This window comes from Dolichospermum flos-aquae CCAP 1403/13F (assembly GCF_012516395.1).
In the GTDB taxonomy this organism is placed as follows: domain Bacteria; phylum Cyanobacteriota; class Cyanobacteriia; order Cyanobacteriales; family Nostocaceae; genus Dolichospermum; species Dolichospermum lemmermannii.
On the sequence record NZ_CP051206.1, the window covers coordinates 5,104,192 to 5,130,810 of the forward strand.

At 38.8% G+C, this 26,619-nt stretch carries 21 protein-coding genes and 1 pseudogene; 15 read left to right on the forward strand and 7 right to left on the reverse strand.

Going from position 1 to position 26,619, the window contains the following annotated elements; genetic code table 11:
- Window positions 1-286: 286 nt before the first annotated feature.
- From HGD76_RS25040 to HGD76_RS24270, 3 genes are all read right to left on the reverse strand, one after another.
- Window positions 287-4,318 carry a choice-of-anchor L domain-containing protein gene (locus HGD76_RS25040; protein ID WP_210967684.1) on the reverse strand — a complete coding sequence of 1,344 codons (4,032 nt, stop codon included), beginning with the start codon at window positions 4,316-4,318 and terminating at the stop codon, window positions 287-289.
- A 516-nt stretch (window positions 4,319-4,834) separates the two neighbouring features.
- Window positions 4,835-6,397, reverse strand: coding sequence for an NAD(P)H-quinone oxidoreductase subunit N (locus HGD76_RS24265; RefSeq protein WP_168697284.1), 1,563 nt, complete (start codon window positions 6,395-6,397; stop codon window positions 4,835-4,837).
- A 596-nt stretch (window positions 6,398-6,993) separates the two neighbouring features.
- On the reverse strand, window positions 6,994-7,326 hold the full coding sequence (locus HGD76_RS24270; protein WP_168697285.1) for a hypothetical protein: 333 nt from the start codon (window positions 7,324-7,326) through the stop codon (window positions 6,994-6,996).
- 400 nt (window positions 7,327-7,726) lie between these two features.
- Here HGD76_RS24270 and HGD76_RS24275 point away from each other — a divergent pair, with 400 nt between their 5' ends.
- The 4 genes from HGD76_RS24275 to HGD76_RS24290 all read left to right on the forward strand — a co-directional run bounded on the left by HGD76_RS24275 (window position 7,727) and on the right by HGD76_RS24290 (window position 9,645).
- On the forward strand, window positions 7,727-8,080 hold the full coding sequence (locus HGD76_RS24275; protein ID WP_168697286.1) for a hypothetical protein: 354 nt from the start codon (window positions 7,727-7,729) through the stop codon (window positions 8,078-8,080).
- A 2-nt stretch (window positions 8,081-8,082) separates the two neighbouring features.
- Window positions 8,083-8,364: a hypothetical protein gene (locus HGD76_RS24280; protein WP_168697287.1), complete on the forward strand. Its 282-nt coding sequence runs from the start codon at window positions 8,083-8,085 to the stop codon at window positions 8,362-8,364.
- A 456-nt stretch (window positions 8,365-8,820) separates the two neighbouring features.
- Entirely contained in the window at window positions 8,821-9,222 is a 402-nt protein-coding gene (locus tag HGD76_RS24285) for a hypothetical protein (RefSeq protein ID WP_168697288.1), read from the forward strand.
- 15 nt (window positions 9,223-9,237) lie between these two features.
- Window positions 9,238-9,645 (forward strand): DUF6575 domain-containing protein, encoded by a 408-nt coding sequence (locus HGD76_RS24290; protein WP_168697289.1) that lies wholly within the window; start codon window positions 9,238-9,240, stop codon window positions 9,643-9,645.
- 131 nt (window positions 9,646-9,776) lie between these two features.
- Here HGD76_RS24290 and HGD76_RS24295 read toward each other — a convergent pair whose 3' ends face one another.
- Window positions 9,777-11,993 (reverse strand): NHL repeat-containing protein, encoded by a 2,217-nt coding sequence (locus tag HGD76_RS24295; protein ID WP_168697290.1) that lies wholly within the window; start codon window positions 11,991-11,993, stop codon window positions 9,777-9,779.
- A 397-nt stretch (window positions 11,994-12,390) separates the two neighbouring features.
- Between HGD76_RS24295 and HGD76_RS24300 the strand changes: the two genes are divergently transcribed.
- From HGD76_RS24300 to HGD76_RS24315, 4 genes are all read left to right on the forward strand, one after another.
- The gene (locus HGD76_RS24300; protein ID WP_168697291.1) at window positions 12,391-13,560 is read left to right on the forward strand and encodes a glycosyltransferase family 4 protein; all 1,170 of its coding nucleotides are present in this window, start codon (window positions 12,391-12,393) and stop codon (window positions 13,558-13,560) included.
- A gap of 18 nt (window positions 13,561-13,578) precedes the next feature.
- Window positions 13,579-14,730 carry a glycosyltransferase family 4 protein gene (locus tag HGD76_RS24305; RefSeq protein ID WP_168697292.1) on the forward strand — a complete coding sequence of 384 codons (1,152 nt, stop codon included), beginning with the start codon at window positions 13,579-13,581 and terminating at the stop codon, window positions 14,728-14,730.
- Between the two features lie 116 nt (window positions 14,731-14,846).
- On the forward strand, window positions 14,847-16,121 hold the full coding sequence (locus tag HGD76_RS24310; RefSeq protein WP_168697293.1) for an ABC transporter ATP-binding protein: 1,275 nt from the start codon (window positions 14,847-14,849) through the stop codon (window positions 16,119-16,121).
- Between the two features lie 279 nt (window positions 16,122-16,400).
- Window positions 16,401-17,039 (forward strand): histidine phosphatase family protein, encoded by a 639-nt coding sequence (locus tag HGD76_RS24315; RefSeq protein ID WP_148759889.1) that lies wholly within the window; start codon window positions 16,401-16,403, stop codon window positions 17,037-17,039.
- On the opposite strand, the gene HGD76_RS24320 is transcribed toward HGD76_RS24315, so the two are convergent.
- The 3 genes from HGD76_RS24320 to HGD76_RS24330 all read right to left on the reverse strand — a co-directional run bounded on the left by HGD76_RS24320 (window position 17,036) and on the right by HGD76_RS24330 (window position 19,480).
- Window positions 17,036-18,520 (reverse strand): polysaccharide deacetylase family protein, encoded by a 1,485-nt coding sequence (locus HGD76_RS24320; RefSeq protein WP_168697294.1) that lies wholly within the window; start codon window positions 18,518-18,520, stop codon window positions 17,036-17,038. The genes HGD76_RS24315 and HGD76_RS24320 overlap by 4 nt on opposite strands.
- 370 nt (window positions 18,521-18,890) lie before the next feature.
- The gene (locus HGD76_RS24325; protein ID WP_148759885.1) at window positions 18,891-19,229 is read right to left on the reverse strand and encodes a type II toxin-antitoxin system RelE/ParE family toxin; all 339 of its coding nucleotides are present in this window, start codon (window positions 19,227-19,229) and stop codon (window positions 18,891-18,893) included.
- Window positions 19,226-19,480: a hypothetical protein gene (locus tag HGD76_RS24330; protein ID WP_148759883.1), complete on the reverse strand. Its 255-nt coding sequence runs from the start codon at window positions 19,478-19,480 to the stop codon at window positions 19,226-19,228. Before HGD76_RS24330 ends, HGD76_RS24325 begins: the two co-directional genes overlap by 4 nt.
- Before the next feature lie 450 nt (window positions 19,481-19,930).
- Here HGD76_RS24330 and psbB point away from each other — a divergent pair, with 450 nt between their 5' ends.
- The 7 genes and pseudogenes from psbB to HGD76_RS24365 all read left to right on the forward strand — a co-directional run bounded on the left by psbB (window position 19,931) and on the right by HGD76_RS24365 (window position 26,562).
- Window positions 19,931-21,457 carry a photosystem II chlorophyll-binding protein CP47 gene (gene psbB / locus HGD76_RS24335; RefSeq protein WP_168697295.1) on the forward strand — a complete coding sequence of 509 codons (1,527 nt, stop codon included), beginning with the start codon at window positions 19,931-19,933 and terminating at the stop codon, window positions 21,455-21,457.
- A gap of 97 nt (window positions 21,458-21,554) precedes the next feature.
- Window positions 21,555-21,659 (forward strand): photosystem II reaction center protein T, encoded by a 105-nt coding sequence (locus HGD76_RS24340; protein ID WP_015083195.1) that lies wholly within the window; start codon window positions 21,555-21,557, stop codon window positions 21,657-21,659.
- Between the two features lie 399 nt (window positions 21,660-22,058).
- Window positions 22,059-22,169: a DUF4351 domain-containing protein gene (locus HGD76_RS24345; protein WP_148766719.1), complete on the forward strand. Its 111-nt coding sequence runs from the start codon at window positions 22,059-22,061 to the stop codon at window positions 22,167-22,169.
- A gap of 97 nt (window positions 22,170-22,266) precedes the next feature.
- Complete coding sequence (locus tag HGD76_RS24350; protein WP_407644795.1) at window positions 22,267-22,647, forward strand: hypothetical protein; 381 nt, start codon at window positions 22,267-22,269, stop codon at window positions 22,645-22,647.
- A gap of 292 nt (window positions 22,648-22,939) precedes the next feature.
- Window positions 22,940-23,545, forward strand: a pseudogene (locus HGD76_RS24355) (DUF4351 domain-containing protein); the annotation flags it as partial.
- A 411-nt stretch (window positions 23,546-23,956) separates the two neighbouring features.
- Window positions 23,957-24,073 (forward strand): photosystem II reaction center protein I, encoded by a 117-nt coding sequence (locus HGD76_RS24360; RefSeq protein WP_083881405.1) that lies wholly within the window; start codon window positions 23,957-23,959, stop codon window positions 24,071-24,073.
- 98 nt (window positions 24,074-24,171) lie between these two features.
- Entirely contained in the window at window positions 24,172-26,562 is a 2,391-nt protein-coding gene (locus HGD76_RS24365) for a DUF3769 domain-containing protein (protein WP_168697296.1), read from the forward strand.
- Window positions 26,563-26,619 lie beyond the last annotated feature (57 nt).

The following is a 26,619-nucleotide window of genomic DNA, read 5'->3' on the forward strand; positions in this document are numbered from 1 at the left end:
ACTGATTTATGTACAGAAAGTAGGGTTTGAGCTAAATTCTGCTATATCTGAATTTTAGCTTAAAAAAGTAGAAGCCCCTCACCTGCCCGATAAGGAAATGAGAGGCTTCTAGCTTCTAAGAGGATGTTTGAAAAGTTTTTAATGTATAAATAAACCCCTCTCCAAACCTCTCCCCGACGCGGGGAGAGGCTTTGAAACCCCCATTCCCTTGTAGGGAAGGGGGGAAGGGGGGTTAGGTTTCTGGAGATTATCGGTTTCATCTAATACTTTTCAAACAACCTCTAAGTTAAACGATAGCAATGTAAGGATTGCCAATAATACCATCACCATTGGCATCTATGCCAAAATTAGTTTCTTGAGTGAAAGCTGCCGCAGAATTTAATCCAAATTGTCCTTCGGAAGAAACGCGATTCCAGCTATTATCCAAATGCCAAATATGCAAGTAGTTTCCAGCAGTATTTTTCCAGAGAACTTGGTTATCCCCATTCACAGTTTCCACTGCTAAAGTTTGCCATCCTGGATAGATATCTGGGAAGATTTGGACTCCACTATTTTGAATAGCAATTGGGGTGGCTGTTCCCACTTGGACAAAGTATTTATTAGCTGTATCTTTGACCAGTTTAGTATTGCCGGCTGATTCAATTACTGTGTAAGGATTGCCAATAATACCATCACCATTAGCATCTATGCCGAAATTAGTTTCTTGAGTGAAAGCATCAGCCGAATTTAATCCAAATTGTCCTTCTGAAGAAACAAAATTCCAGTTACTATCTAAACTCCAGATATGCAGATAGTTTCCAGAAACGTTTTTCCAGAGAACTTGATTATCTCCATTAACCGTTTCTGCGGCTATCGTTTGCCATCCTGAACCGTAGATATCTTGGTAGATTTGTTGTCCACCATTTTTGATGGCAGTTGGGTTATTTGTTCCGATTTGGGAAAAGTATTTGTTTGTTGGATCTTTAACTAGTTTAGTATTACCTGCTGCTTCAATGAGAATGTAAGGATTGCTGGCAGGATTACCAATAACGCCATCACTATTAGCATCTATGCCAAAATTAGTTTCCTGGGTGAAAGCATCAGCCGAATTTAATCCAAATTGTCCTTCAGAAGAAACCCAATTCCAGTTACTATCTAAATGCCAAATATGCAGATAGTTTCCAGTAATATTTTTCCAGAGAACTTGATTAACTCCATTCACGGTTTCTGCGGCTATCGTTTGCCATCCTGAACCGTAGATATCTTGGTAGATTTGTTGTCCACCATTTTTAATAGCAGTTGGGGTATTTGTTCCGATTTGGGTAAAGTATTTGTTGGTGGCATCTTTGACTAGTTTGGTGTTTCCTGCCGATTCAATTGCAGTATAAGGATTGCCAATAACACCATCACCATTAGCATCTATGCTAAAGTTAGTTTCTTGAGTGAAAGATGCCGCAGAATTTAATCCAAATTGTCCTTCAGAAGAAACCCAATTCCAGTTACTATCTAAACGCCAAATATGCAAGTAGTTTCCAGCAGTATTTTTCCAAAGAACTTGGTTATCTCCATTCACAGTTTCCACTGCTAAAGTTTGCCATCCTGGATAGATATCTGGGAAGATTTGGACTCCACTATTTTGAATAGCAATTGGGGTGGCTGTTCCCACTTGGACAAAGTATTTATTAGCTGTATCTTTGACCAGTTTAGTATTACCTGCTGATTCAATTAAGCCGTAAGGATTGCCAATAATACCATCACCATTGGTATCTATCCCAAAGTTAGTTTCTTGAGTGAAAGCATCAGCCGAATTTAATCCAAATTGTCCTTCAGAAGAAACCCAATTCCAGTTACTATCTAAACGCCAAATATGCAGATAGTTTCCAGTAATATTTTTCCAGAGAACTTGATTAACTCCATTCACGGTTTCTGCGGCTATCGTTTGCCATCCTGAACCGTAGATATCTTGGTAGATTTGTTGTCCACCATTTTTAATAGCAATTGGTGTATTTGTTCCAACTTGGGTAAAGTATTTATTGGCTGTATCTTTAACTAATTTTGTATTACCTGCTGATTCAATTGGAGTAAAAACATCATCATTAGTAATAGTTCCGGTAACGGCTGCGGTTGTCACAATAGTGTAACCAGCACTGGGAGCTAAGGTTAAAGCAACGGTTTCATCACTTTCAACGGTGGTATCTGCTGTGGGGTCTATGGTTAAAGTTGCCGTACTTGCACCCGCAGCAAAGGTAATGCTTCCGGCTGTGCTTGTAAAGGTTGCTGCTCCGGTTTGAACATAGTCAGTGTTAAGTGTAGCTGTACCAGATACTCCATAGTTTACAGTTAAGGCTGTAGAAGTATTTCCACTTCTAGTGAAAGTGTAAACTAAATTTGGTGTTCCGTCTTCTGCCACAGTAGTGGGATTAAGACTTAAAGCAATAACAGGAGTGTCATCATCAATAATTGTACCTGTGACAGTGGTGGCTGTACCGATAGTGTAATTTGTGCCAGAAGCTAGTGTTAAAGCAACAGTTTCATTACCTTCAAGGTTGGTATCTGCTTTAGGAGCAATGGTTAGAGTGGCTGTACTTGCTCCTGTCGCAAAGGTAATTGTTCCTGTTGTAGAACCAAAGCTGGCTGCACCCGTTTGAGTATAGTCTGTATTGAATGTGGCAGATCCGCCAACATTATAGTTAACGATTAAAGGACTCGTCGTAGCCCCCTGACGAGTGAAAGTATAAACTAGATTAGTTGCCCCATCTTCAATGACACTGGCAGGAGCAACAGCAAGATTAATAATGGTATTATTAGCCTCATCATCAGCAATGATCACTGTTGCGCTATTCGCTGTTCCCAAATCGTAATCCGCAGTATCAATTAATGAAAGGATTACAGTCTCATTTCCTTCTACTAGAGTATCGTTAACTGGAGTCACGGTAACGGTGGTTGAAGCCTGACCAGCAGGAATAATTACCGTAGAAGCAATGCTATTGTAGTCGGAGCTAGATGCAGTTCCCGAAATTGTGTAATTGACGGTGAGAGCGTTGGTTGTGCTTCCTGTGCGAGTGATTGTAAATACACCAGTATTAGCTGTTGTTCCTTCTCCAGCATCACTATCTGTAGCTGCGACAGTGACAATAGTAGAATTTCCAAAACTCCCTGCTTGAATAAACACTGCTGAATCCAGAATGGAGTCACTGGTATCTGCGATCGCCAGCTTTATATTATTAGTAACACCTGGAACAAGACCTGTTGCATTCGCACTTAATACAGTAGTAAAACCATCGAACTGCGTATTATAAGTAGTTCCATAGTTGGGAATGAAAAATGACGAATTCGTTCCTGCTAATGGTGTAGATGAATCACCAGCGTTGACAGTATCGATAGAAACAGGAGTTGTTGTCCCAGGTATCAGGGCAATGTTTTGACCATTTAAGTAAAAGGCAAAAACATCGTTATACGATGAATTTACATACTCATAATATTCTTCAGAGGCAAATACATAGGAGAAACTCAGAGTGGTAGTAGATGGAATAAAGTCAAACTCTAATACTGCTGCATCATTTGTGGTAAGAGGACTGACTATGGCATCCAGATTACTGTCACCTGGTCTATCATTATCCAAGCCTCGACCAGTTGAGTTGTTTGGACCTTGGGCAAAAGCAATATTTCCAGTGCTAAGAATAATACCGTTCTCTATGCCTATACCTGCTCCTATTCCTCCACTAAAAACACCCCCAGCAACATTCGCACCTGTAAAAGTTATATTGCTGGCTGTAATACCAGATCCCAGTAAAGTGTTAACAAGTTGTGTCGCAGTAACTGTATTTAAATCCGTTGTACTGACTGTACTTTGCTCGACTATCAGTTCTTCCCCATTCACGGTAATAGTTGCGTAGTCATTTTCTGCTCTTAAATTTGTTAATGACTGAGCATTCAAACTATAACCCTGTACTAATGTGGCAAAAATTGCCCCTTCATCACCAGCACTATCGGTTTGATTGATTTGAGCATCAACAAAATGCCCAATTTCTTCTAACAGAACTGCACTAATGGCTTCTGTTGTAGCATTTGCTAAAAAGCTATTTGACAGATAAATCTTATTTGTACTACTAGCATAAGCCCCGTTAGCACCGACAAGAATGCTACTATCAAGAATTTCAATTTGGGGAACTTGACTAAAATCACCAGATAGCCACTGTAAACGCAGAATTTCCGCACCGCTGCGGTTGTATTGTGTACCAAAAGCGGTATCGAAAACCTGCCAGAAATTGTCTAAACCTGAAAAGTCGCTCAGTTGATTGTATGTCAGCGTCAGGGCAGAGTTGAGTATGGTATTCATGGATTTAATTAATTATTGATATTAAAATGATGTTTGAAGGCAATAGGATGTGTCACAACTTGTAACACTTTTTAGTTAAAGACTATACAGGAAGGAGTTTTACATAAATACTTGTAAGTGTCAAGTCCTATGTCTATGCGACAAGTTAGGATATTTCTTACTTAGTATCAGTATCAATTTTTGACAACTTATATTATTCCCATCAAATATGCAATTACAGCGGTTTCCGCTCTTATGAGGTACAAAGTTGAATCATGAAACTTTTGTAGTGCGGGCATCTTGCCCGCTAGATATGTACCTCATAACACCGGGAAGTGCTGTAAAATGAAGCTGTATAGAATCAAATTTCAAGAATTATTAACCGCAGATAAAGACGGATGAATTAATGAATTTCATGATTCTGTGAAGTTTAACATAAGTTTAGTATTATTGCTGTTTAATCATAAAAATGGGTAATTGAATATTGAAGATTCAGCTTCATTACCAATTACCCATTACCGATTATTTAGGAATAACTTACAATTCCTGTAACTCCTTATTTGTAATCACACTAACTTGTGTACTCGCAACTTTTGCTGCTTGTAACATGGGAGTGTTAGTGACAGAATTATTAGCCAAAGTAAACAAGGGATTGGATAAAATTCCAGAGATAGTAGTAGCTATTAAAGTTACTATCAAACCCACTTGTAAAGGTCTCAGTCCTGGTAAATCCCAACGAACTTGGGGATAATTCTTCACCACGTCGGACATTTCTTGGGGTTCTTTGACTACCATCATCTTAACTACGCGAATGTAGTAATAGATGGAAACCACGCTGGTAACTAAACCGAGTAAAACTAACCAGTAAAGACCAGCTTGCCAACCTGCCCAAAATAGGTAAATCTTCCCGAAAAACCCAGCTAATGGCGGAATACCACCCAAGGATAAGAGAGAAATACTCAAACCCAGTGTTAAAAGTGGGTCTTTTTGATACAAACCGGAGTATTCAGAAATTTGGTCTGTTCCTGTTCGCAGAGAGAACAATACCACACAGGTAAAGCCGCAGAGGTTCATAAACAGGTATACCAGTAGATAGAAAATCATACTGGAATAGCCGGCATCAGTTCCCGCAATTAAGCCAATCATCACAAACCCAGCTTGGGCAATAGATGAGTAAGCTAACATCCGTTTCATGCTAGTTTGGGCTAGGGCGACAACGTTACCCAATACCATACTCAGCACCGCGAGGGCAGTGAAAACAAATCTCCACTCATCTGCCACGACAGGGAAAACGGTGGTTAAGAGACGGATAGCCAGGGCAAATCCTGCGGCTTTAGAACCAACGGATAAAAAGGCGATAACTGGAGTTGGCGCGCCTTCATAAACATCTGGTGTCCATTGGTGGAAGGGGGCAGCGGAAATCTTGAAGCCAATACCCGCAATTACGAAAACCAGAGCAATTACTAAACCCAGGGATTGACCAACATTTGCTGTGGCGATACCATTGGCGATCGCACTTAGTTCTGTTTGTCCACCGGATAACCCATACAGCAGGGAGACACCGTACAAAAATACCGCTGTACTGGAAGCACCAATTAACAGGTATTTCAACGCTGCTTCATTGGAACGGGGGTCACGTTTTGTATAACCTGTCAACAAATAAGAGGAAATACTCAAGGCTTCTAAGGAGATGAAAATCATCACCAATTCATTAGCGCCGGATAAAAACATTCCTCCCAAAGTCGCAGTCATCAAAATGGCAATAAATTCGGCTAAAGGCGTACCACTTTGTTCGACGTAGCGAATTGACATTAATATTGTTGACATTGCTGACAGGGCGATAATCCCCCGAAAGACAATACTCAGGTCGTCACCATTAAAGCTACCAGTAAAGGCAATGGGGTTAGTAGTATCCCATTGGAAGTATAGAGCAATAATCGCGGCTGTTAAACCGAGGGTAGCTAGATATGCAATCCAGCGCGCAGATGTCCGTCCCAAAATCAAATCAACAATCAAAACCCCCAAGAGGGTAATCATGACGATTCCCTCTGGTAAAATCGTTCCAGCATTTAACTGGGATGCAAAATTAGCAAAATCCATGAGATGTATAGGTTTTAGCGATTAAACATTAGGGATAACACAAGTTTATTCTATCTATACTTCTTGACTAAAATTGCATTGATCTTTCTATCTTTAACAGTTGGAAATTCGTATATTTAATTTTAGCTATCGGTAAATGTACCGCAATAACTCAAAATAAACAGTCGAGTACATAACTGAACTGTTCAGTGTAGGGCGATTTTCGGGAAAGAGTTAACACCGTAGAGAGTAAGGATCTTGGATTTAATAAGATATCAAACTTTGTTTTAGGTTTCTTGTCCTACACCAAAACAATAACCGAAAATTACAGGTTATTTGATCCACGATCCTAAGCATCACCTTCTGAATAACTACCTTTTTTATCTTGTTGTCAATGTTTATTAACCTTTATAACGCACTTTGCCTTCATTTAGAACCATTTAGGGCTTGAATGGCTGCATCTTTTGCCTGAATTGACTTAATCAAGAATCTATATCCTCAAAGCGATCGCTTCGCTAGTACTGTGAGTCGTGATTTCTAGGCGATCGCATTAATAAAGAAAAAAGATAGGCAAGTATCAAGTATTTAATCACAAAAATTGGTGTTTTATGAGGCAATTACTTATATTCATTGATTTCATTATCAGTAACATAAGCCACCACTGGACTTGTCTTTTGACCATCAGCAGTAACAAGATCCTTCAAAACGTCTTCTAATGGGTTGTTGAGATTATCCTGAGAGAAGACAAGACCGTTGGCGAGAGACTTTAGTGAAATGTTTGCGAGCTTATTGTCTGGCGGCGCGGCCGAAACTAAATCACTTCTGACTTGCTGAAATACAGTCGCATTTCGATCAGTAGTACTTGAAGCGGCCTCAAAGGCATTGCGCGAAAAATAAAATGCCAGAATCGTGCCTACCCAAGTTCCGTATAAAGGTAGCGTTGAATCCATTACCCGTTGTGAGACCAGCGACCTTTCTTTAGCATCTGTCGTATATTTTGCTACTAGACAATAACACCCCTAACAATCCAAGAAAGGAAAGTATAAAAAATGTTTACATTTTCAAAATTCTCTATTTCAGTGATCGCGGTTTTGCAGATGATAAAGGGCGATCGCTTTTCGTGGGAATGAGATTGGAGGGGCGATCGCTATTCCTGTGAGTTGTGATTTTCAGGCGATCGCTTAATAATTATTGGTCTTTGCATAGGCGCAAACCATCACAGTCATCGCCAATAACTTTTCATAAGCAAACGATTTCAAAACAGCAGATCGTGCTCAGATTCTGGCGGAAACTGGGTTAACTTTTCAAGATCCAGCAACGCATAGCCCGTGGCGCAATTATTCTCGTATTTTGAAGATTTGTCTTCTTGTCAGTGAAGTTAATGGAGTAGCTCAACCGACTCCCGTCGCCGATGTGTTGTCTCAATCTGGACTGGTAATTTCAGGTCCCCGTGCAAACGATAGGGAAGCAGAGATACGAAGATTAGCAGCGTTGTTTAGAGACGGTAGTACGAACATCACTTTCGATTATCCAAATACGATTGTCGAAGAAGTTGTGGAGAGTGGCTTTCGGGAAGGTAGTAAAGTCAAAAAAACACACGTTACAATTGAGCGTAATAGCCGACTTCGGAAAGAATTTTCCTTGGTGCGCCCAACGGCAATTTGTGATGTCTGCACTCTCGACACAGCAAAGACTTATCCCTAGCTATGGCTATATCTAATGGGAATGATCTAGCTTGTACTCTGGATTTCGGTGAAAATGATTTTGCTATTATAAGTGGTATTGCTGCTTGGGGTGGCTTAAGTTTGGGATCAATAGTACTAAGGGAAACAACAAGTCATGTTCCAAGAGACGGCTTTTTGGGTTGGCTTGGAATGACTACAGAAATAACCACAACAGTTACAGCACCAGTGGGTGCGATTATTGCAGTTGGTGGTCTACTTGTATATGGAGGTTCTAAAATAGTAACCTATACAAATTGCGTTTAATAGCGGGAAAATACAAAGATTGATAATACCAGGATTATTCCATTCTAGATTTCATCAACAAATTTAGGCGTTCTTAGCCGTCTTCAGATAAAACCCCTAAAACCTAAAACAACGTATTCTCGTAAATACATTAAAGTTCAAAATTTAGAATGAAATATCCCTGTTGATAATACTATTTCTTATCAATCTTGAAAATATTAGGGAGTGAAATAAATTGTTGGATCTTTATTAATAACCCTTCGGTTAATTTATCGAGGGTTTTTTGCTGTTAATATACATCTTCCATTATCCCACAAAACCGCCTGAGAATTAATTCTCAGTCTCATAGCGAAAGTCTGTTAAAACAGACTGAATAAATATCAATCTTGATTCAGTTTTAGCTGAATTTTGCTATTAGCGTAATTTCTTGGCGGTAGTGATATCATTTAAAAAATGTATTAAAATAAAAGAAACAACATGAAATGGCCTCAGTATTTTCCTGAAAATTGCCCTCCTGAAGCTGCTCAACCAATTTCAGGAACTATTTACCGTCTAATAGATAATAACCCTCCTACATCTGATGATTTCAGATCATGGCGTGAACAAAATATAGATCAACTTTGTCCTAAAAACATCACAGAATGTCAAACTTGTGGACTCTCAGTTTTTACCTCAGAAGCAGGAGTTTGTAATGCTCGTAGTAAAATTCCTGCACTTCGCAAAAAACAAGTAGCATTAGGATATGGAAATTCTGATTTAGGAGTAATGTTAAACACACCTTCCAGAAAAACAGGTAATGATCATCATACTTGGTGGTTTCCAGCTAATCAAGAACCTTGGAAAAATTTTGAAATTGTTAATATTACTTCTCCTGACTAAACATGAGGTTTATCTATGAAATTACTACCACAATACCCACCGCTAGTAAACCTAGAAATTATTGAAATCTATGAATATTATGATTTTCCCTGTTTATTTAGCTGTCAAAATGCTTCAGGACAGATTTTTTTAGCTGTTTGGATAGATGAAACACCAGATCATAAAACTTGGCTTTATTCTCCCATGTCGAAAAGCAGATTAAAAAATATTCGTTCTGGTAATATTGATTTATATGATGCTTTTAAAAAATCAGAAGATGGTTTTATTTATCAAGCTATAATTTCTGGAAATGATAATTTGGATGTTGTAGAAATTATATTTTGTGAATATCTCAATGATGAATATTTACCCATGGCTGGCGAAACTATTGATTTTTCCGATGCAGTTTTTCCTCTGGAAAATAAGGAAAAAATCAGGATTTAATTGTAAATTAGGGAAGATTTTAGATAAAAGAGCGATCGCTCACCCAAAATACTCTAAATTGATTTATATACCCAACTTATTTAATAAATTGGGTATTTCCGAGTTCACAAATTATTTAAACTGGCTATAAATCAAATAGGAAACTGATAGATAAGCACCTTACCTTGCCAATTCTCTTCGACAAATACGAGATATTCATCATTAGCACGACGGAAAGCCCGGATACCATAGGGAATATCAACCCAGCCACTTTCTTTACCAACTTCTGCACCTGGAGTCATCTTTTTCACGAGTTCTCCGGTAGCAGTTTTATAAACAGATACTTCTGCGGTTTTTACACCCACTGCAAATACATAATCACCAGCTACACTCATGGCTGCGGTGGCAATTTTTCCTTTACCTGTGGTGTCGTAGGGAACGACGGTTCGCCATTTGGGAGTACGATTTCCCTTACTCCAATGATCAAAGCGAACAATTTCTGATCCTATGACTTTGGCATCATCAGCAAATGCCGGATGTTCAATGGTAAAACCTGATAAATACATAGTATCTGTTTCGGGAAAATACTCAATCCTTCGCAAGTCTTTGAATGTGCTAGGAGTTTTAAGTTTTTTCATCGAACTATAGGTATAGATGGGATTTCCTTTAGCATCTAATCCCTGTAAAGGATAATGACGAATACCATCTTCTGTTCGCAAAGTTTTCCAAACATCTCCTTTGCTATCTACCCACCACCCTCCGATATAGGGATAGTCTTGACTGCTATCATATTCATTTTTTTCAAATGCACCATTGCCATTACTATCACGCCAAATCCATTCTCCGTTTGCGGGTTGATTGGGTGGCCAGTTGCCATTAATAGATTGTTTATTCTGATCATTAGTACCAACAAACATCCCGGCAGGAATTGCAATTTTACCATCTGTTTTTGGTTGAAAACGATAAATTTGCAAAAAGCTATTGTACATATCTGTCAGGAATACAAAAGGTTTTCCTTGAATTCGGCGGACAAAAGTTCCATCTGGTGATGTATGCAGCCGTGGATCTTGAGCATATTTAAAGGGATTGACTGTGTAGGCTTTATATGTCCACTGTTTACCAGCAGGCTTGCTATAATCCATGACATATTGTTCTTGTTTGGTGAATATATTTACACCATCTGTTTTTGGATCTGTATCTGCATTATCTACAAATATTAATCCTAGTAATTGCCATTGTATTTTTCCTGCTGGCGAAAATTTTCTTAAATCTGTTCCTGATTTATTGAAGCCATTACTATTTACATAAATATTACCTTTTGCATCTGTACCAACTCCTGTAATGCCGTAGAGTTTGGATGTTTTTATTTCTCCAGGTACACCACCAAAAATACCTTTTTTATCCCCAAAAGTATCTACACGAACCGGCTGATTATTAATATTGTAAATTACCAATTGTTGATTAATCCCATTTTCTGCTACTAACAGTCTGCCGAGATTATCAATGGCTAATGCTGATGGTTTATCAACATCTATTATTTCTTTTGGTAATTTTTTTCCGTCTTGAGAATAATTGACAATTTTTCCAAATTTAGCACCTTTTTGATTTTGAATAATCCACAAACTGCCTTTTTTATCAATGGTAATTTTTTCGGGACTATTAACCTTAAATTTGTTTATTTCTGCCATTGTTTCGGTATTATAAACCCGAACAATATTCTCCCCAGCATTGCTAACAAATAGGTGATTATTTATTGTTGCTATTCCTGTGACTTCATGACTTTTGCTGGTAATTAACATACTTTTATCCCAGCCATTCCCTTTCTCAAAAGGTGCAGGTTTTCCTGTTAAGTCATAACGTCTGACGCAGTACCAAGTTTGTCCTTGGGGAGGATAATCTTCTTTAGTTTGATCTACTCCACCTTGAGTCATAGAAATATAAATATATTTGCTATTTACTGTTATTGCTTTACCCCCTAAACGATTCCAACCATGTGTATCTTGGAGGATAAAAATTGGTTTACCATCTTTATATATTCCTGCTTCACTACCAGCTTCATCCCAAGCACTATTTGTGTAAATTGTCCCATCATCTTTGACATACATTCCTTCTATATTATTTTGTACTCGCAATTTACCATTACCAATGGTATTTCCTAACCAAGAAGTAATATATGTAATTTCAGGAGTTTTGACTGCTTTGGATTTTTTAGTTGTGGCTAAATCCATTGTCATTCCGGCAAATGTTATAAGTAGTCCACAGGTTAAACCAAGTAAAATATTGAAAGTTATTTTTTTTCGCCAATATCTCCTCGAAAATAAGTTATGAAGATATTGATAAAGTTTGTAGCAAGTTTTACTAATCTGCATAAATAATTCGGTTGCTGTAATATGCTTTTTGAATTTTTAATTTATCCCTGTGGGATAGGCTTTTAAATTCTTACTCATAAATTAACAAATAAATTTTATCTTGCAGTTAATTTCATCAAAACTTTATCAACAATATATATTTTCAAAATAAATAAATAAATTATACTTGATACTGTTGATATTTTTACGAGTATCTATTATTTGTTATGTAAATATATTTTTTTGATGTATTTTGTTTGTGGAAATAGAATAACTTTTATATTTAAACCGATTTTGATTCTCAGCGTCGTATTAAAAGATTATGCTGAAAATAAATTATCTTGGCATTGACAAAATAAATAAAAGCATAAATCAAAATAACTCATCTCAATTTATCTATCAAAGGGGAGATAAGTAAGTGGCAGGTAAAGATATAGAATTAAGTTTGGCATCGGCATCTATTCTAACTTTAGGTACGGGTTGGTTTCCTAACAATCCTGGAGGCTTAGAACGGTATATTTATGAACTAATTCATAAATTAGCAGCATCTCAAGACCAAGTAGAATTATGTGGAGTGGGTTTACCTCTAGATGCTAAAAATACACAGATTAAGTTGACTAATTTAGCTTGTCCAGATAGTAAAATTAGTTCTCGGTTATGGTCAATTCGTGATAATTTTCAGAAAACAAGATTAGGTAAACCTGATGCAATTAATCTCCATTTTGCATTATATAGTTTTCCAATTTTAGATATTTTACCTAAGGGAGTACCGGTTACTTTTAACTTTCATGGGCCTTGGGCTTCAGAAAGTCAGGAGGAAGTTGTTAATAAAAAGTTGAGTGTTTGGCTAAAGGAAAAAATAATAGAACAAAGCACTTATAATCGGTGCGATCGCTTTATTGTCCTTAGTAAAGCTTTTGGTCAGATTCTCCATCAAAAATACCAAGTTCCCTGGCAGAAAATTCACATCATTCCTGGTGGAGTTGATATTAATCATTTTCAGAATAATCTCTCGCGTCAAGAGGCTAGAATAAAACTAGGTTGGCCAACTAATCGGCCGATATTATTTACTTCCCGTCGCTTAGTTCACCGCATGGGAATTGATAAGTTATTGCAAGCTATAGCTATGATTAAAGTGGGAATTCCTGATATTTGGTTAGCTATAGCTGGTCGTGGTCATATTCAAGCTTTACTTCAACAACAAGCTAGAGAATTAGGTTTAGAAAATAATGTGCAATTCTTAGGTTTTGTACCTGAAAATGATTTACCTGTGGCTTATCAAGCGGCTGATTTAACTGTGATGCCAAGTCAATCTTTTGAAGGTTTTGGATTAGCTATTTTGGAATCTCTAGCCTGTGGTACTCCTGTTTTATGTACTCCTGTGGGGGGAATGCCAGAAATTTTGCAGAAATTTTCTCCAGATTTAATTACTGAGGCGATTACTGTTGAAAGTATTGCTGATAAATTAGCACAAGTTATGTTAGGAAAACTGCCTTTACCTTCTAGGGAAGAATGTCGTAATTACACAATTAAAAATTATGATTGGACTAATATTGCTCAACAAGTTCGGCAAGTTCTCCTAGCTTAAATTGATGATAAAAATTGTATGAAAATTCTATTCTTAGACCAAAGTGGTAAACCTGGTGGTGCTGAATTATGTTTAGTTGATATTGCTAAACCTTATGGTCAAAATTCCCTGGTTGGTTTATTCGCAGATGGTGATTTTCGTAAGTTACTCGAAGAAAACCAAATTCCTGTGGAGGTTTTGACAACTCAAGCTATTAAAGTTGGTAAACAAAGTGGTTTATTTCCAGCATTAGCTAGTTTAGGGCAAATAATTCCTTTAATTAATCAGGTTGTGCAACGGGCAAAGAAATATGATTTAATTTATGCTAATACTCAAAAGGCTTTAGTTGTCGCGGCAATAGCTAGTTTTTTCGCTCGTCGTCCTTTGGTTTATCATTTACATGATATTCTTTCTTTAGAACATTTTAGTAAAACTAATTTGCGAGTTGCTGTTAATTTAATTAATCGTTGTGCTGCTTTGGTAATTGCTAATTCTCAAGCTAGTAAAACGGCATTTTTACAAGCTGGAGGAAAACCGGATATAGTTGAAGTTGTTTATAATGGTTTTGCTATAGAAAATTATCAAGTTGATGAATTAGAAGTTAGAAAAATCCGAGCTAATTTAGAATTAGAAGGTAAATTTGTTGTTGGACATTTTAGCCGGCTTTCTCCCTGGAAAGGACAGCATATTTTAATTGATGCTCTTTCCCAATGTCCAGAAAATGTGGTAGTAATTTTAGTTGGTGATGCTTTATTTGGTGAACAGGAATATATTCAGGATTTACACCAAAAAGTAACTGCATTAGGGTTAGAAAATCGAGTCAATTTTTTAGGTTTTCGCTCAGATATTCCCAAATTAATGGCAATGTGTGATTTAATTACTCATACTTCCACTGCACCTGAACCTTTTGGAAGAGTTATTGTTGAAGCTATGCTGTGTGGTAAACCTGTGGTTGCGGCTCAAGCTGGTGGTGCAATAGAATTAGTGGAAGATGGAATTAATGGTTTTTTAGTCACACCTGGAGAACCTCAAGAATTAGCAAAGGTGATTCATAATTGTCTGCAAGAATCTGTAAAAACTGCGAATATTGCCAATAATGCCAGAATTAGTGCCGGTCAACGTTTTGATGTCAAAATTATTAATCAGCAGATTCAAGAATTGCTAGAATCAATAAGATCCCCGACTTCTTGAAGAAGTCGGGGATCTGGAAGTCGGGGATCTGGGTCTTGGGAAACAATGTATAATATGTAATGTATGGGTGGAGAAATCCCACCTTTACAAATTAATAAATTTTAAAGTGAATTCTCGTGGCACAAGTTGTATTAGAAAACGTTTATAAAAGTTTTCCCTCTCGCGGTGGGGAAGGTGCAAAAACGCAACCAGACGGTACTGATGGTGTAAGTGTCTTGAGACGGATTAATTTAACCATTGCTGATGGTGAATTTATGGTGCTGGTGGGACCATCTGGCTGCGGTAAAAGTACCCTGCTGAGGTTAATCGCTGGGCTGGAGGTAATGACTGGTGGTAACATTTCGGTAGGAGATAGCGCTAGTGCGCCCGCAGGGCTTCGCTTGATTAATGACTTACCTCCCAAGGACAGGGATATCGCTATGGTGTTTCAAAGTTATGCACTCTATCCCCACATGACTGTATATGACAACATTGCTTTTGGCTTACGTCGTCAGTTTCCAGATCAGGAAGTTGGCAAAAAAAGACTGACTCAATGGGGCGAAAATCTACTTGTAGGGTTAACAAAAAAGTTACCTAGTGGATTACGGTATATTTCCCCAAAAGAAAGAATTGTTAATGAACGAGTCCAAAAAGTTGCGGGTTTATTACAAATTGAAACTCTGTTAAATCGTTTACCGAAACAACTTTCCGGGGGACAAAGACAACGGGTAGCATTAGGACGAGCGATCGCCCGCAATCCCCAAGTATTCTTAATGGATGAACCATTATCTAATTTGGACGCTAAACTACGAGCTGAAACCCGCAGCCAAATTGTTAAATTACAACGTCAATTGGGAATAACGACGATTTATGTTACCCATGATCAAACTGAAGCGATGACAATGGGCGATCGCATTGCCATTATGTCAGAAGGTAAAATACAGCAAGTTGCAGCACCTTTAGAACTATATAATCGTCCTGCTAATCGCTTCGTCGCGGAATTTATCGGTTCTCCACCCATGAATTTTATCCCTGTGGAGTTTCACGCACCTTTATTAATTACCCATACTAACTTTCGCTTTACCCTTCCAGATGTGTGGGGAAGTGCGTTACAAAACTACGACGGACAAACTTTAATATTGGGTATTCGTCCAGAACATCTCAGTTTGGGTGTACCTGCTACTAAAAATTTACCAGTCAAAGTAGACTTAGCAGAAAACTTAGGAAATGACACTTTTTTAGCTGTAAAAATTTCTGATCCTGATTTACAAAATGTAGATGGACAAACTTTACAAGTTCGAGTTCCCCCAGATAGATTTATAAAGATAAATGACCAACTTTGGTTATCATTTGTGCCTGATAAACTGCATTTTTTTGACCCCAAAACCGAGTTAGCAATATTCCAAAAATAAGGGAAGAGGTAAGAGGAAATATATTTTTATTTACCAATTCTCTATTCCCTGTTCCCTATTTTAATGATATAAAGCACTATGGGGTAATACTCTAAAAACTTCTTCTATAGTTGTTACTCCATTCATCACTTTTTCAGCAGCAGCCATACTAAAAGAAGTAAAATTAATCGTTTTTAAAATATCTTGTCAGGATTATATCATCTTGTTACAGACTCGATTGCGAGATTAATGATATTTTATTTTTGCACAAACTCTTTTATCCCCATCCTCATCCAAACTATGACACTCAATTTATATTTACTGCGACATGGTGAAACAACTTTTAGTCAAACTGGTAATTTCTGCGGTGAAACTAATGCAGAATTGACACAAGAAGGAATGCAAATGGCATCCAGTTTTGCTGATGTTTATCAAAAATTGAACTGGTCAGCGGTTTATGTTAGTCCGATGAAGCGCACCATTGCCACTGCCAAGCCATTTTGTGATGCTATTGGGATGGAGATGCAGGTGCGGGAAGGACTCAGAGAAGGTAGTTATGGACAATGGGAAACCAAGAGTAAATCCTTTGTTCAGGAAAATTACCCAGAAAACTATGTGAACTGGTTGACAGAACCCGCTTGGAATGCACCCATTGGTGGAGAAACTGCGGTAGATATTGCTAACCGTTCTCTGCCTGTAATTGCGGAAATTCAAGAAAAATATCCCCAAGGTAATGTTTTAGTAGTTTCCCATAAAGCCACGATTCGGATTATGCTTTGCAGTTTGCTGGGAATTGATTTGGGACGCTATCGTTATCGGGTAAATATTTTGGTTGCTTCGGTAAGTATGGTTAAATTTGATGTTAATGGTCCTTTGTTGGAAACATTAGGCGATCGCCATCATATACCAGATCATATTCGTTCTCGTCCAGGAACTTAAATTGACACTCCCTGGCGGTAAATTTCCTGAGCGTAGTCTGTCCAAGTCCCTTGTCCCCAATAACGAAAACAGCTAGTTTGTAATAAGAGATTATGTAATAGCAGTTGGCGGTATTGACTATCTTGAGTCAGATTTACACTGGATTGATCAGATAATAAATTGTCGAATTTCCCATGAAATAAATTGCTAAGTTTGTACATGGGAGATAAAACATTTTCGTATCCTTGCACCCAACTAATATGATTTGTCCATGATGCCCCATCAATCTGAAAATTGGGGTGATTTTTCTTCAGTTCTTGAATCGCATTTTCTACAGCATCTGGTTGATAATTAGTTTCGGGAATTTGCGCCCAGATTTGATGTTGTCCACTTGCTTGACAGCTAGGAAAGTCTTCGGGTTGACAACCTGCGGCTGCTAATAATTCTAAATATTCTGTACCGCAAACACCAACAACACCAGTTTTACCTCCTCCATTTTGCACCATATCCCCCCAAGCTTGTTGAAAACCGCCGGGAAATTCGTTCATCATCACACCACCATTTTCACCATCACCTATTTGACTAACTATGGGAGGTACGACAACATCACCTAATTTTTGTTTAGATAAAGTTTTGGCTTCATAGTATGGCTGCATTTGGGCGACTAATTTAGTGTCTGAACCTTGGGTTTTTATCAATGCAGTAATACTAATTTCTTCTCCTTGGGAATTGCGAGCTATTAACCGATGTGGTAAATGTTTATAATTTAAAGGCTGACCATTAATTGTTTCTACGGTATGTTCTTGCACTAATAACCAACGATAACCACATTCTTTCAAGGCTTTGATAAATGCAAACAAGGTATCTGGATGGTTTGGTAAGTGCATTTCTGGAGGGGAAAATCCTTTGATTCTTGCTAATGCTTCCCAACCAAAAATTGCCGCAAAATAATGTTGCCAAGCGATAATGTGGAGTTTAATATCTGCTATGGGGGTGGAAGGGATGACAGCATGACTCCACATAGTCCCCAACCATTCTACATAGGGCTGGTAGGTAGGATTGCAGGTGATGCGTTTAAGATTATCTAGAATATCACTTCTGCCCATTTGTACCAGTCCCCACAAAAGATTACCAGAATAATCCAACATCACACGGGGATTACAGCCTTGTGCAACTAATTCAGGAATAAAATCTCCCATGCGACTATAACAATTAGCAAAAGGGGCAGCATTGTGATTATCTCCTTCTTGCTGGTGGGCAAACATATATTGTAAATTGCTGATCAATAAACCATTATTTCCCGCTGGGATAGTGGGTTGGTGCATATGTAGAGCGATTGTAAATACTGCATTAATATCTGCTAATTTCAGATTAGTAGTTGGTAAAAAAATAGGCTCATTGTGGTTAACTACAGTCAACACTTCTTTTTCCCAACCGCAGATATTTGGCAAATTATCAATAATTTCGGGTAACGTAGGGAGATTATCTGGTAATTTAAACATTTATAGCACCTCAAAAATAATGTACAACTAACAATCTTGCCCCAAAATTGAAAAATTTTGTGTTTAACTTCAATTTAAATTTAAACGAATCATAACCATACAACAAATGTTTTCATGGAAATTTCTTCTTCATTAGCTCGTACTACTGCTTTAATTTAGAATTTCTATCATTTATGTTACAACATAATTTAAGCATTATACAAAATTTTCGGGATATATACCTAATTTTGCCGCAAATTACAGGCTTTTGAATCTATTCCTCCCCAATAGCCAGAGCCAGAATTTCTATACATAAACTCAGTCTAAAATAAAACCTGTAGTTTCCCCGCAAGCGATCGCGAAGCGCTGTTGTGGATGGAAGCCAAGACGATTAATCCTCTACTTCTGGCTCACCGATTGTCTTCTGTGCTGCATGACGAATGTGGAGAATTCTCACCGTGGGAATAGTCTGGTCTTCAAGAACCGTGAATAGAATGCGATAGGTTTGTTTTCCTTGACGGTAAAGAAGCTGGCGAATTTCTTGGGTAAAGAAGGCATCCTCACGGGCAATTGGACAGCGTTGAGGCATTTTTTGCAAGGAGACGATTGCATTAATCAGTCCTTGATACCAGGTCTGGGCGCGTTCTCCTGTCGTAAACTGAGAAAGAATTAAGAAGGCAGCATCCGCTTCAGCTTTCGCAACACTAGAGAAATCAATATGGTACGTCATGCTTCCAGAGACAGTCCATATTTTTGGTTTTGTTCGACAATAAAATCCTCTAAACTCGAAAATTGCCCTCTTTCAAAATCATCAAGCCCGCGTTGGATTCCCTTTAAAGCCTCAAAAAAATCATTATCATCCAAACTCAGCCCCAAAGTCAGAACTGCGATCGCCATTTGCGAAATATCTTGTCCGGTGCTTTCAGCCCGCTGTCGCAGCAACCCCTCAATTTTCGGTGGCAGATCGAGTGTAATGGACATTGTTGATTTTTCCTCAGTGATACTGGTTTTATTATAGCGATCAGCTTCTTTAGGTGTTTTAAATGGAATATATTGCAGATTAAGTTAATTAACGTAAAGTTAAATCAATAATTATTGACAAAATTAATAGATAGTGCTTGGTGTTATATTCCAAATTACTTGAGAATATTGGCGATCGCCCAATAAAACCCCAACAATAGAAACCCTTGCAAAGCGTTCCATCAATAGTTACACTTTTTAGAATATTCTCATTTTTGTTTAGCAATTACCCAAACACTCAAACAGCTAGTTCTTGACAAAGAACTCAAACTATGGTAGTGCGTCAGTATTGCCAAACTCAAAATCAGCAATAAAAAACTCAGAGATTCTTCTGATTGACGGTTTCCGTCATGCAGAACCTCAGTAAGAAAATTGCTTTGTAAACATAACTATCCTGGAGGCTTGTAGTCAATGGGACTACCTTGGTATCGGGTACATACAGTCGTTCTGAATGATCCAGGCCGGCTGATTTCTGTACACTTAATGCACACAGCTTTAGTAGCTGGCTGGGCAGGTTCAATGGCATTGTACGAACTAGCCGTTTATAACCCTAGTGATCCAGTTCTTAACCCCATGTGGCGACAAGGGATGTTCGTACTTCCCTTCATGGCACGTTTAGGTGTAACCGAATCTTGGGGCGGTTGGAGCGTAACTGGTGGCACAGCAGTAGACCCCGGTTTCTGGTCATTTGAAGGCGTTGCTGCGGCTCACATCGTTCTTTCTGGTTTATTATTCTTGGCTGCCGTTTGGCACTGGGTTTTCTGGGATTTGGAACTCTTTCGAGATCCTCGCACTGGTGAACCTGCGCTAGATTTGCCAAAAATGTTTGGTATTCACCTGTTCTTATCCGGTTTACTTTGTTTTGGTTTTGGTGCATTCCACCAAACTGGATTATTTGGTCCGGGAATGTGGGTATCTGATGCCTATGGCATCACTGGCAGTATTCAGCCAGTAGCACCAGAATGGGGTCCGGCTGGATTTAACCCCTATAACCCCGGTGGCATTGTCGCTCACCACATTGCGGCTGGTGTAGTTGGTATTATCGCGGGTTTATTCCACCTGACAGTTAGACCTCCAGAAAGGCTCTACAAAGCCCTACGGATGGGGAATATTGAAACCGTACTTTCTAGCAGTATCGCTGCTGTCTTCTTCGCTGCTTTCGTAGTAGCCGGAACTATGTGGTACGGTAACGCTGCTACCCCAATTGAACTGTTTGGACCTACCCGCTATCAGTGGGATCAAGACTACTTCCGTCAAGAAATTCAGCGTCGTGTGCAAACCAGTGTTGCTGAAGGTGATTCTTTGACCGTAGCCTGGGCAAAGATTCCTGAAAAACTGGCTTTCTACGATTATGTTGGTAATAGCCCCGCTAAAGGTGGTTTATTCCGTACAGGTCCAATGGTGAAGGGTGATGGTATTGCTGAATCTTGGCAAGGTCACGCTGTATTCACAGATGCCGAAGGACGGGAATTAACAGTTCGTCGTCTACCTAACTTCTTTGAAACCTTCCCAGTCATTTTGACCGATAAAGATGGTGTTGTCCGGGCTGACATCCCCTTCCGTCGGGCAGAATCTAGATATAGCTTTGAACAAACTGGCGTAACTGTCAGTTTCTACGGTGGTAATCTGAATGGTAAAACCTTTACAGATCCCGCTGATGTCAAGAAGTATGCCCGCAAAGCTCAAGGTGGAGAGATCTTTGAATTTGACAAAGAAACCTTGAACTCTGACGGTGTATTCCGCACATCCCCCAGAGGTTGGTTTACCTTTGGTCATGCTGTATTCGCTCTATTATTCTTCTTTGGTCACCTGTGGCATGGTTCACGGACAATTTACCGTGATGTATTTGCCGGTGTGGAAATTGAAGAAGAACAAGTTGAATGGGGTCTTTTCCAGAAGCTGGGTGACAAGACAACTCGCCGGAGAACGGAAGCTTAAAACTTGGATCAGGTGTGAAGTAGATTTTTCTACTTCATGCTTTTTCCCCGGTTTGGTAAACTAAAATTACTGGCTCAACAGGCAGGATCTGAAAAATATGGAAAGTGTTGCTTACATCTTGATTTTAGCCCTAGCAATAGGTGTACTCTTTTTTTCAATCGCCTTCCGCGAACCCCCTCGGTTTGAGAAAAAAGATAAGTAGTTAGTTATTCCCGATTTGTGAGGTAATATATCTAAAATATCCGTTGTTACTAATTATGGTAGCACCGGATATTTTCGTTTAGGTAATAAACCAGAATGTCAGAATCAGGATTAACAGGATTAGAGGATTAACAGGATTTTGTATGAAAAGTTATCTGGTAAGATTTCATATTTTGAATATTAGTGGTTTTTCTTGATCCTGTATCCCTCGCGGGAGCGTTAGCCATACATAAATCTTTAAATCCTGATTCTGACTACCTGAATTATTAAATCTAGTTAATAACAAATATTCTTCATATGTCAACTTTTACAGCACTTTTAGACATTTATTGATACATTTTTTAATATTGTTTAATGAATATAAATAATAGTTTGGCATAACAAGTACCTAAGAGCCTTAATTCAACAAGTCCAAAAATTACCTTTTGAACAACTGGAGGAATTAGGAGAAGCTTTGTTAGATTTTACTTCAGTTACAGATTTACAAACTTGGTTACAATCTACTAATTAATATCACTTTGTTTAGTTTGAGCGATCGCATTTCTAGTAGCGATCGCCATTACCCCAAAAATGTTAAATTAATATATGTATTAGCAAAAGTCGAATAAATGACGAGATTTATACATGACCAATTCGCCAAAGATTATTTAGAAGAACTACTAAAACCTTATGGAAAAGTAGAAGCACCTAGTCATGTATCTGGAGAAGTACGAGAAATAGATGTGTTATTTACACCATTTCCTGAACAAAAAGCCGATATAGCATCATTAGGGTTATTAGGTAAACTAGCCACCACACCTGCCATATTTGAACCATTTCGCAACCCAGCCTCAACAGAAGAAATATGTGATTGTCTATTAAAATTATTAGAAGTTAGAGGTGCATTAAAACGAGAAGCAAAACGTAATGCAACCAAAATAGCAGAAAGTAATTTTCGTGAACTACCTACACTTCCCTTGCGGGTAAGTATAGGCTTCCTACCCAGTTAACAGCTTTTTGCTTGCTCTTCGAGAACAACAAGACTGATGTTAAGGCGATAGGCTGACCCCTCGTTCCAAAGGCAAAATCAAGGTTAATCAACAAAAATGATCATGTATCTAGCTTGGTTATCGCTATTCTCTCGCCTTGCCGAGATATTCAATTCATAACACAAATTTTGTGAATTGTCTCCATGTTTTCCTTCCTTGCTGTCGCGTTGGTCGGAAAACCGTCGTCAATTCACGCGCAATTCATCCCCCGCTGCCCTATCGGGTCAGACGTGGGGCTTCTGTCGGTTAAGCTAAATTATGGATTCTCACACCCACAGCGTCTCAGAAACTGCTATCAGGATTTCATGGTACATTGGAATCAGATTCTTTACCAGGAATATACTATTTACCAGAGTCTTTCCGCGCAGCAATTATTGTCATTCATCAATTACCACCTATTCCAGAAACATTGTGGTTAAGACTTTTGGGAAGAGGAACGGTACAAAAACGAGCAATTGATGAATTAGCTGCGTTACCATCAAATCAGCCTTATGTGAAAATCACATTAGAATTACTTTACAACCTGCAACAGAACTTGAGAATAAATCAAAGTCCAGAAATAGAAGCAGAAGATAGGGAGTTGATTATGAGATTAGCACCACTTTACCAACAAGAGCGAGAACTCGCTAGACAAGAAGGACTACAAGAAGGACTGCAACAAGGAGAACAACGAGGACTACAACAAGGAGAACAACTTCTGATTATCCGTCAGTTAAATCGCCGCATTGGTACAATGGACTCATCATTGATTCAACAAGTCCAAAAATTACCTGTTGCACAACTAGAGGAATTAGGAGAAGCCTTGTTAGATTTTACCTCAGTTACAGATTTACAAACTTGGTTACAATCTGTTAGCTAATCTTTTTCAAAAGACCGTTTATGATGTTTTCATGACTTTATGAAGAATGGCTCTACCCTTCCCTTTATGTACAACAACATTTATTGTAGGTTGGGTTGACGCTCATGTTACCCAACATTGGCGGTAGAACATAAAGAATTGAAAACTTTTTGATTTTGTCCCGCGAAAATGGGTATCGGGGGGGTTGACAATTGATTTCAAATTTGTTATCATAAACTTGATAAGGAAGAACTATCTTAAAATTATATTCCAAAAAATCCCGCAAGGTGTAAGATAAACTTTTCTGCCTTGACCGTATGTTGCGTTGCTTTGCCCAACATAGGAATCTGCGTCCTAATTCCCTCGCCAAAGGTACAAGATATGGGTAAGATAAATTAGTTGCTATTTACCAAACCCCTGGGAGTTAGTTCTATGTTGAGTTTAAAAATCGCTGTTTATATTGTGGTCGGCTTCTTTGTCAGCCTTTTCATATTCGGGTTTTTGTCCAATGACCCAGCCCGCAACCCTGGCCGTCGGGACGCAGAATAAATATCCAACAAATCACCCCTAGTGGCTGGAAGGTAGAAAGAGGCTAATATGTAATTCAACCTTCCGGCTATTTTTTGCTTTTTGGTCAGCTTGAACATATGTTTCATCCAGTATTGTCGCCTCAGCTACCTCCAAGTCTTGAATCTTTAAAACCTATTGATCATCTCGCTTCTGCTACTGTTGTCAAGATTAAAACTGATAGACGAAAACTGATAATTGTCGGTAAAAATCAGGATAATAAGTATCAATTAAATATCAGCCTAGTCAAGAAAGATGTTGTTACGAAAGCTTCTTCATCTTCACCAGAAAACTTAGCGCCCCAGTCTTTACCCACCTATCCTCAAGTCAACGGTGAAGTTAGTCATAAAAATCAATTATTTCTTGATAAATCGGTAGTTTTAGCAGCCACACCAATTCCCCCAACTGAGTCCGGTAATGTGAATTTACAGGAATCTGGAGGAAAATTTGATCTGTCTGTTGGTGACAAGAAACCTGCGGCTGCACCAGTCCAAAATCTGATTGAATTCAAGCTGAGAAATCCCGAAAATCGAGAGTCAACACCGACTACTGTGGAATTTCCGCCGTCACCCCAACTCCCACAAGTAGAGAAGATTCCCGCGGGGAAAGGCAGAGTTGTGGAGGTAATTGCCGATCGCCAGGAGTATGATGAGCAAAGGCGAATTGTCACGGCTGATGGTAATGTCGTGGTCAGATTTGATGGAGCAGTGATTGATGCCGATAGTTTGCACATCAATTTGGATAATTTGATTGCGGTGGGGGAAGGTAATGTAGCTTTGACTAGAGGTAATCAGGTACTGCAAGGAAAACGTTTTACTTATAATTTTATTCAAGATAATGGGGAGTTGGAAAACGGTAAAGGTGAACTTTATATCCCCACCACAGGTACAGATTTTGCTTTTTCACCGTCGCTTCCTACAGATATTACAGCGGGTGGTGTCCCTAGTCGCCCTTTAAGTAATCGAATCCGCGCCAACCAGCCTGTAACTGGTGTCAGCAGTCCAGGGGGCATAGAATTTGGTGCTAGTGGTCAATCTGATGCCCGAAATGTGGCCTCACCTAAATTTGGTGGTGTTGTCAAGCGGTTACGTTTTGAAGCCCAACGGATTGAATTTTATCCGCGAGGTTTTCAAGCGCAAGATGTCAGAATTACGAATGATCCTTTTTCACCACCGGAACTAGAAGTTAGGGCGGAACAGGTGACGGTGACGCGAGAAGCACCTTTAATAGACCGGATTGTTACCCAGCGTCAACGGTTGGTTTTTGATCAAAAAGTTGTTGTTCCTATTCCTATTAATAGTCGGAAAATAGATCGTCGCCCGCGACAGGTAAATACTACTATTGTCTCTCCGGGTTTTGATAATGGTAAACGGGGTGGTTTGTATGTAGAACGCAGTTTTGAACCGATTAATACTGATCAAAAACGCTGGACTATTATCCCCCAGTTCTATGTGCAAAGGGCGTTTAAAGATAGTGGGAATGTGGCCAGTTTATTTGGTGTCAAGAGCAAGCTGAATGCTGTTCTTGGTCCCAAAACTGTTCTGGAAGGTACGGGAGAGTTAACTAGTTTTGATTTCGATCAGGTGGAAGATAGTTTGCGTGGAAGTTTGCGGTTACGCCAAATATTGGGTAATGTCAATCCTTATACATTGAGTTTAGAATCTAGTTACCGCGATCGCTTGTATAATGGTAGTCTTGGCTATCAAACTGTACAAAGTAGTATCGGTGGAATTATCTCTTCTCCCATTATTCCTTTAGGCAAAAGCGGCATCAATCTTAGCTATCAAGGTGGCGCTCAATATATAGATGCAAACACGGATCGTCAAGATTTACTCTCCCCAGTGCGGAAAAATGATCGGATTTCGCTGAGTCGTTTACAAGGAAGTGTGGCTTTGAGTGGTGGTATCAATTTGTGGCAAGGGAAACCATTGGCAGCTACAGCGACTGAGGGACTAAAATATACATCTAATCCTGTTGTACCGTATTTGCAAGCGATCGCAGGTATCACGGGAACTACTAGCTATTATGGTAGCAGCGACAACCAAAGCACTTTAACTGGGACTATGGGTTTAGTAGGACAGATTGGGAATTTTTCTCGCCCTTACTTAGATTATACCGCCTTTAATCTCACCTATTCCCAGGGAACTAACAGCGGTTTATCACCTTTTCTCTTTGACCGTTTAGTTGATAATAAAGTCCTGAATGCGGGTCTTTCTCAGCAACTTTATGGATCGTTCCGGCTAGGTTTGCAAACATCCATTAACCTAGATACAGGTAAAGCTACTAGCACTGATTATATTATGGAATATAGCCGTCGCACCTATGGTATTAGCCTGCGTTACAATCCTGTTCTCCAGTTAGGTGGCTTTAGTATTCGTATTAGTGACTTTAATTGGACAGGTGGTACAGATCCATTTTCTAATGGAGAAGTTAAACCCGTTGTTGGTGGTGTAGTCAGTCAGGATAATTAAAAATCAGGAGTTAGGTCCATCATTTTTATCTTGACAAGCTACTAGATCAACTAGATC

Coding starts and splice junctions, on each gene's coding strand:
- HGD76_RS25040 (WP_210967684.1), bottom strand. CDS start 4,318: ATGAATACCATACTCAACTCTGCCCTGACGCTGACATACAATCAACTG.
- HGD76_RS24265 (WP_168697284.1), bottom strand. CDS start 6,397: ATGGATTTTGCTAATTTTGCATCCCAGTTAAATGCTGGAACGATTTTA.
- HGD76_RS24270 (WP_168697285.1), bottom strand. CDS start 7,326: ATGGATTCAACGCTACCTTTATACGGAACTTGGGTAGGCACGATTCTG.
- HGD76_RS24280 (WP_168697287.1), top strand. CDS start 8,083: ATGGCTATATCTAATGGGAATGATCTAGCTTGTACTCTGGATTTCGGT.
- HGD76_RS24285 (WP_168697288.1), top strand. CDS start 8,821: ATGAAATGGCCTCAGTATTTTCCTGAAAATTGCCCTCCTGAAGCTGCT.
- HGD76_RS24290 (WP_168697289.1), top strand. CDS start 9,238: ATGAAATTACTACCACAATACCCACCGCTAGTAAACCTAGAAATTATT.
- HGD76_RS24295 (WP_168697290.1), bottom strand. CDS start 11,993: ATGCAGATTAGTAAAACTTGCTACAAACTTTATCAATATCTTCATAAC.
- HGD76_RS24305 (WP_168697292.1), top strand. CDS start 13,579: ATGAAAATTCTATTCTTAGACCAAAGTGGTAAACCTGGTGGTGCTGAA.
- HGD76_RS24315 (WP_148759889.1), top strand. CDS start 16,401: ATGACACTCAATTTATATTTACTGCGACATGGTGAAACAACTTTTAGT.
- HGD76_RS24320 (WP_168697294.1), bottom strand. CDS start 18,520: ATGTTTAAATTACCAGATAATCTCCCTACGTTACCCGAAATTATTGAT.
- HGD76_RS24325 (WP_148759885.1), bottom strand. CDS start 19,229: ATGACGTACCATATTGATTTCTCTAGTGTTGCGAAAGCTGAAGCGGAT.
- HGD76_RS24330 (WP_148759883.1), bottom strand. CDS start 19,480: ATGTCCATTACACTCGATCTGCCACCGAAAATTGAGGGGTTGCTGCGA.
- psbB (WP_168697295.1), top strand. CDS start 19,931: ATGGGACTACCTTGGTATCGGGTACATACAGTCGTTCTGAATGATCCA.
- HGD76_RS24340 (WP_015083195.1), top strand. CDS start 21,555: ATGGAAAGTGTTGCTTACATCTTGATTTTAGCCCTAGCAATAGGTGTA.
- HGD76_RS24350 (WP_407644795.1), top strand. CDS start 22,267: ATGACGAGATTTATACATGACCAATTCGCCAAAGATTATTTAGAAGAA.
- HGD76_RS24360 (WP_083881405.1), top strand. CDS start 23,957: ATGTTGAGTTTAAAAATCGCTGTTTATATTGTGGTCGGCTTCTTTGTC.
- HGD76_RS24365 (WP_168697296.1), top strand. CDS start 24,172: ATGTTTCATCCAGTATTGTCGCCTCAGCTACCTCCAAGTCTTGAATCT.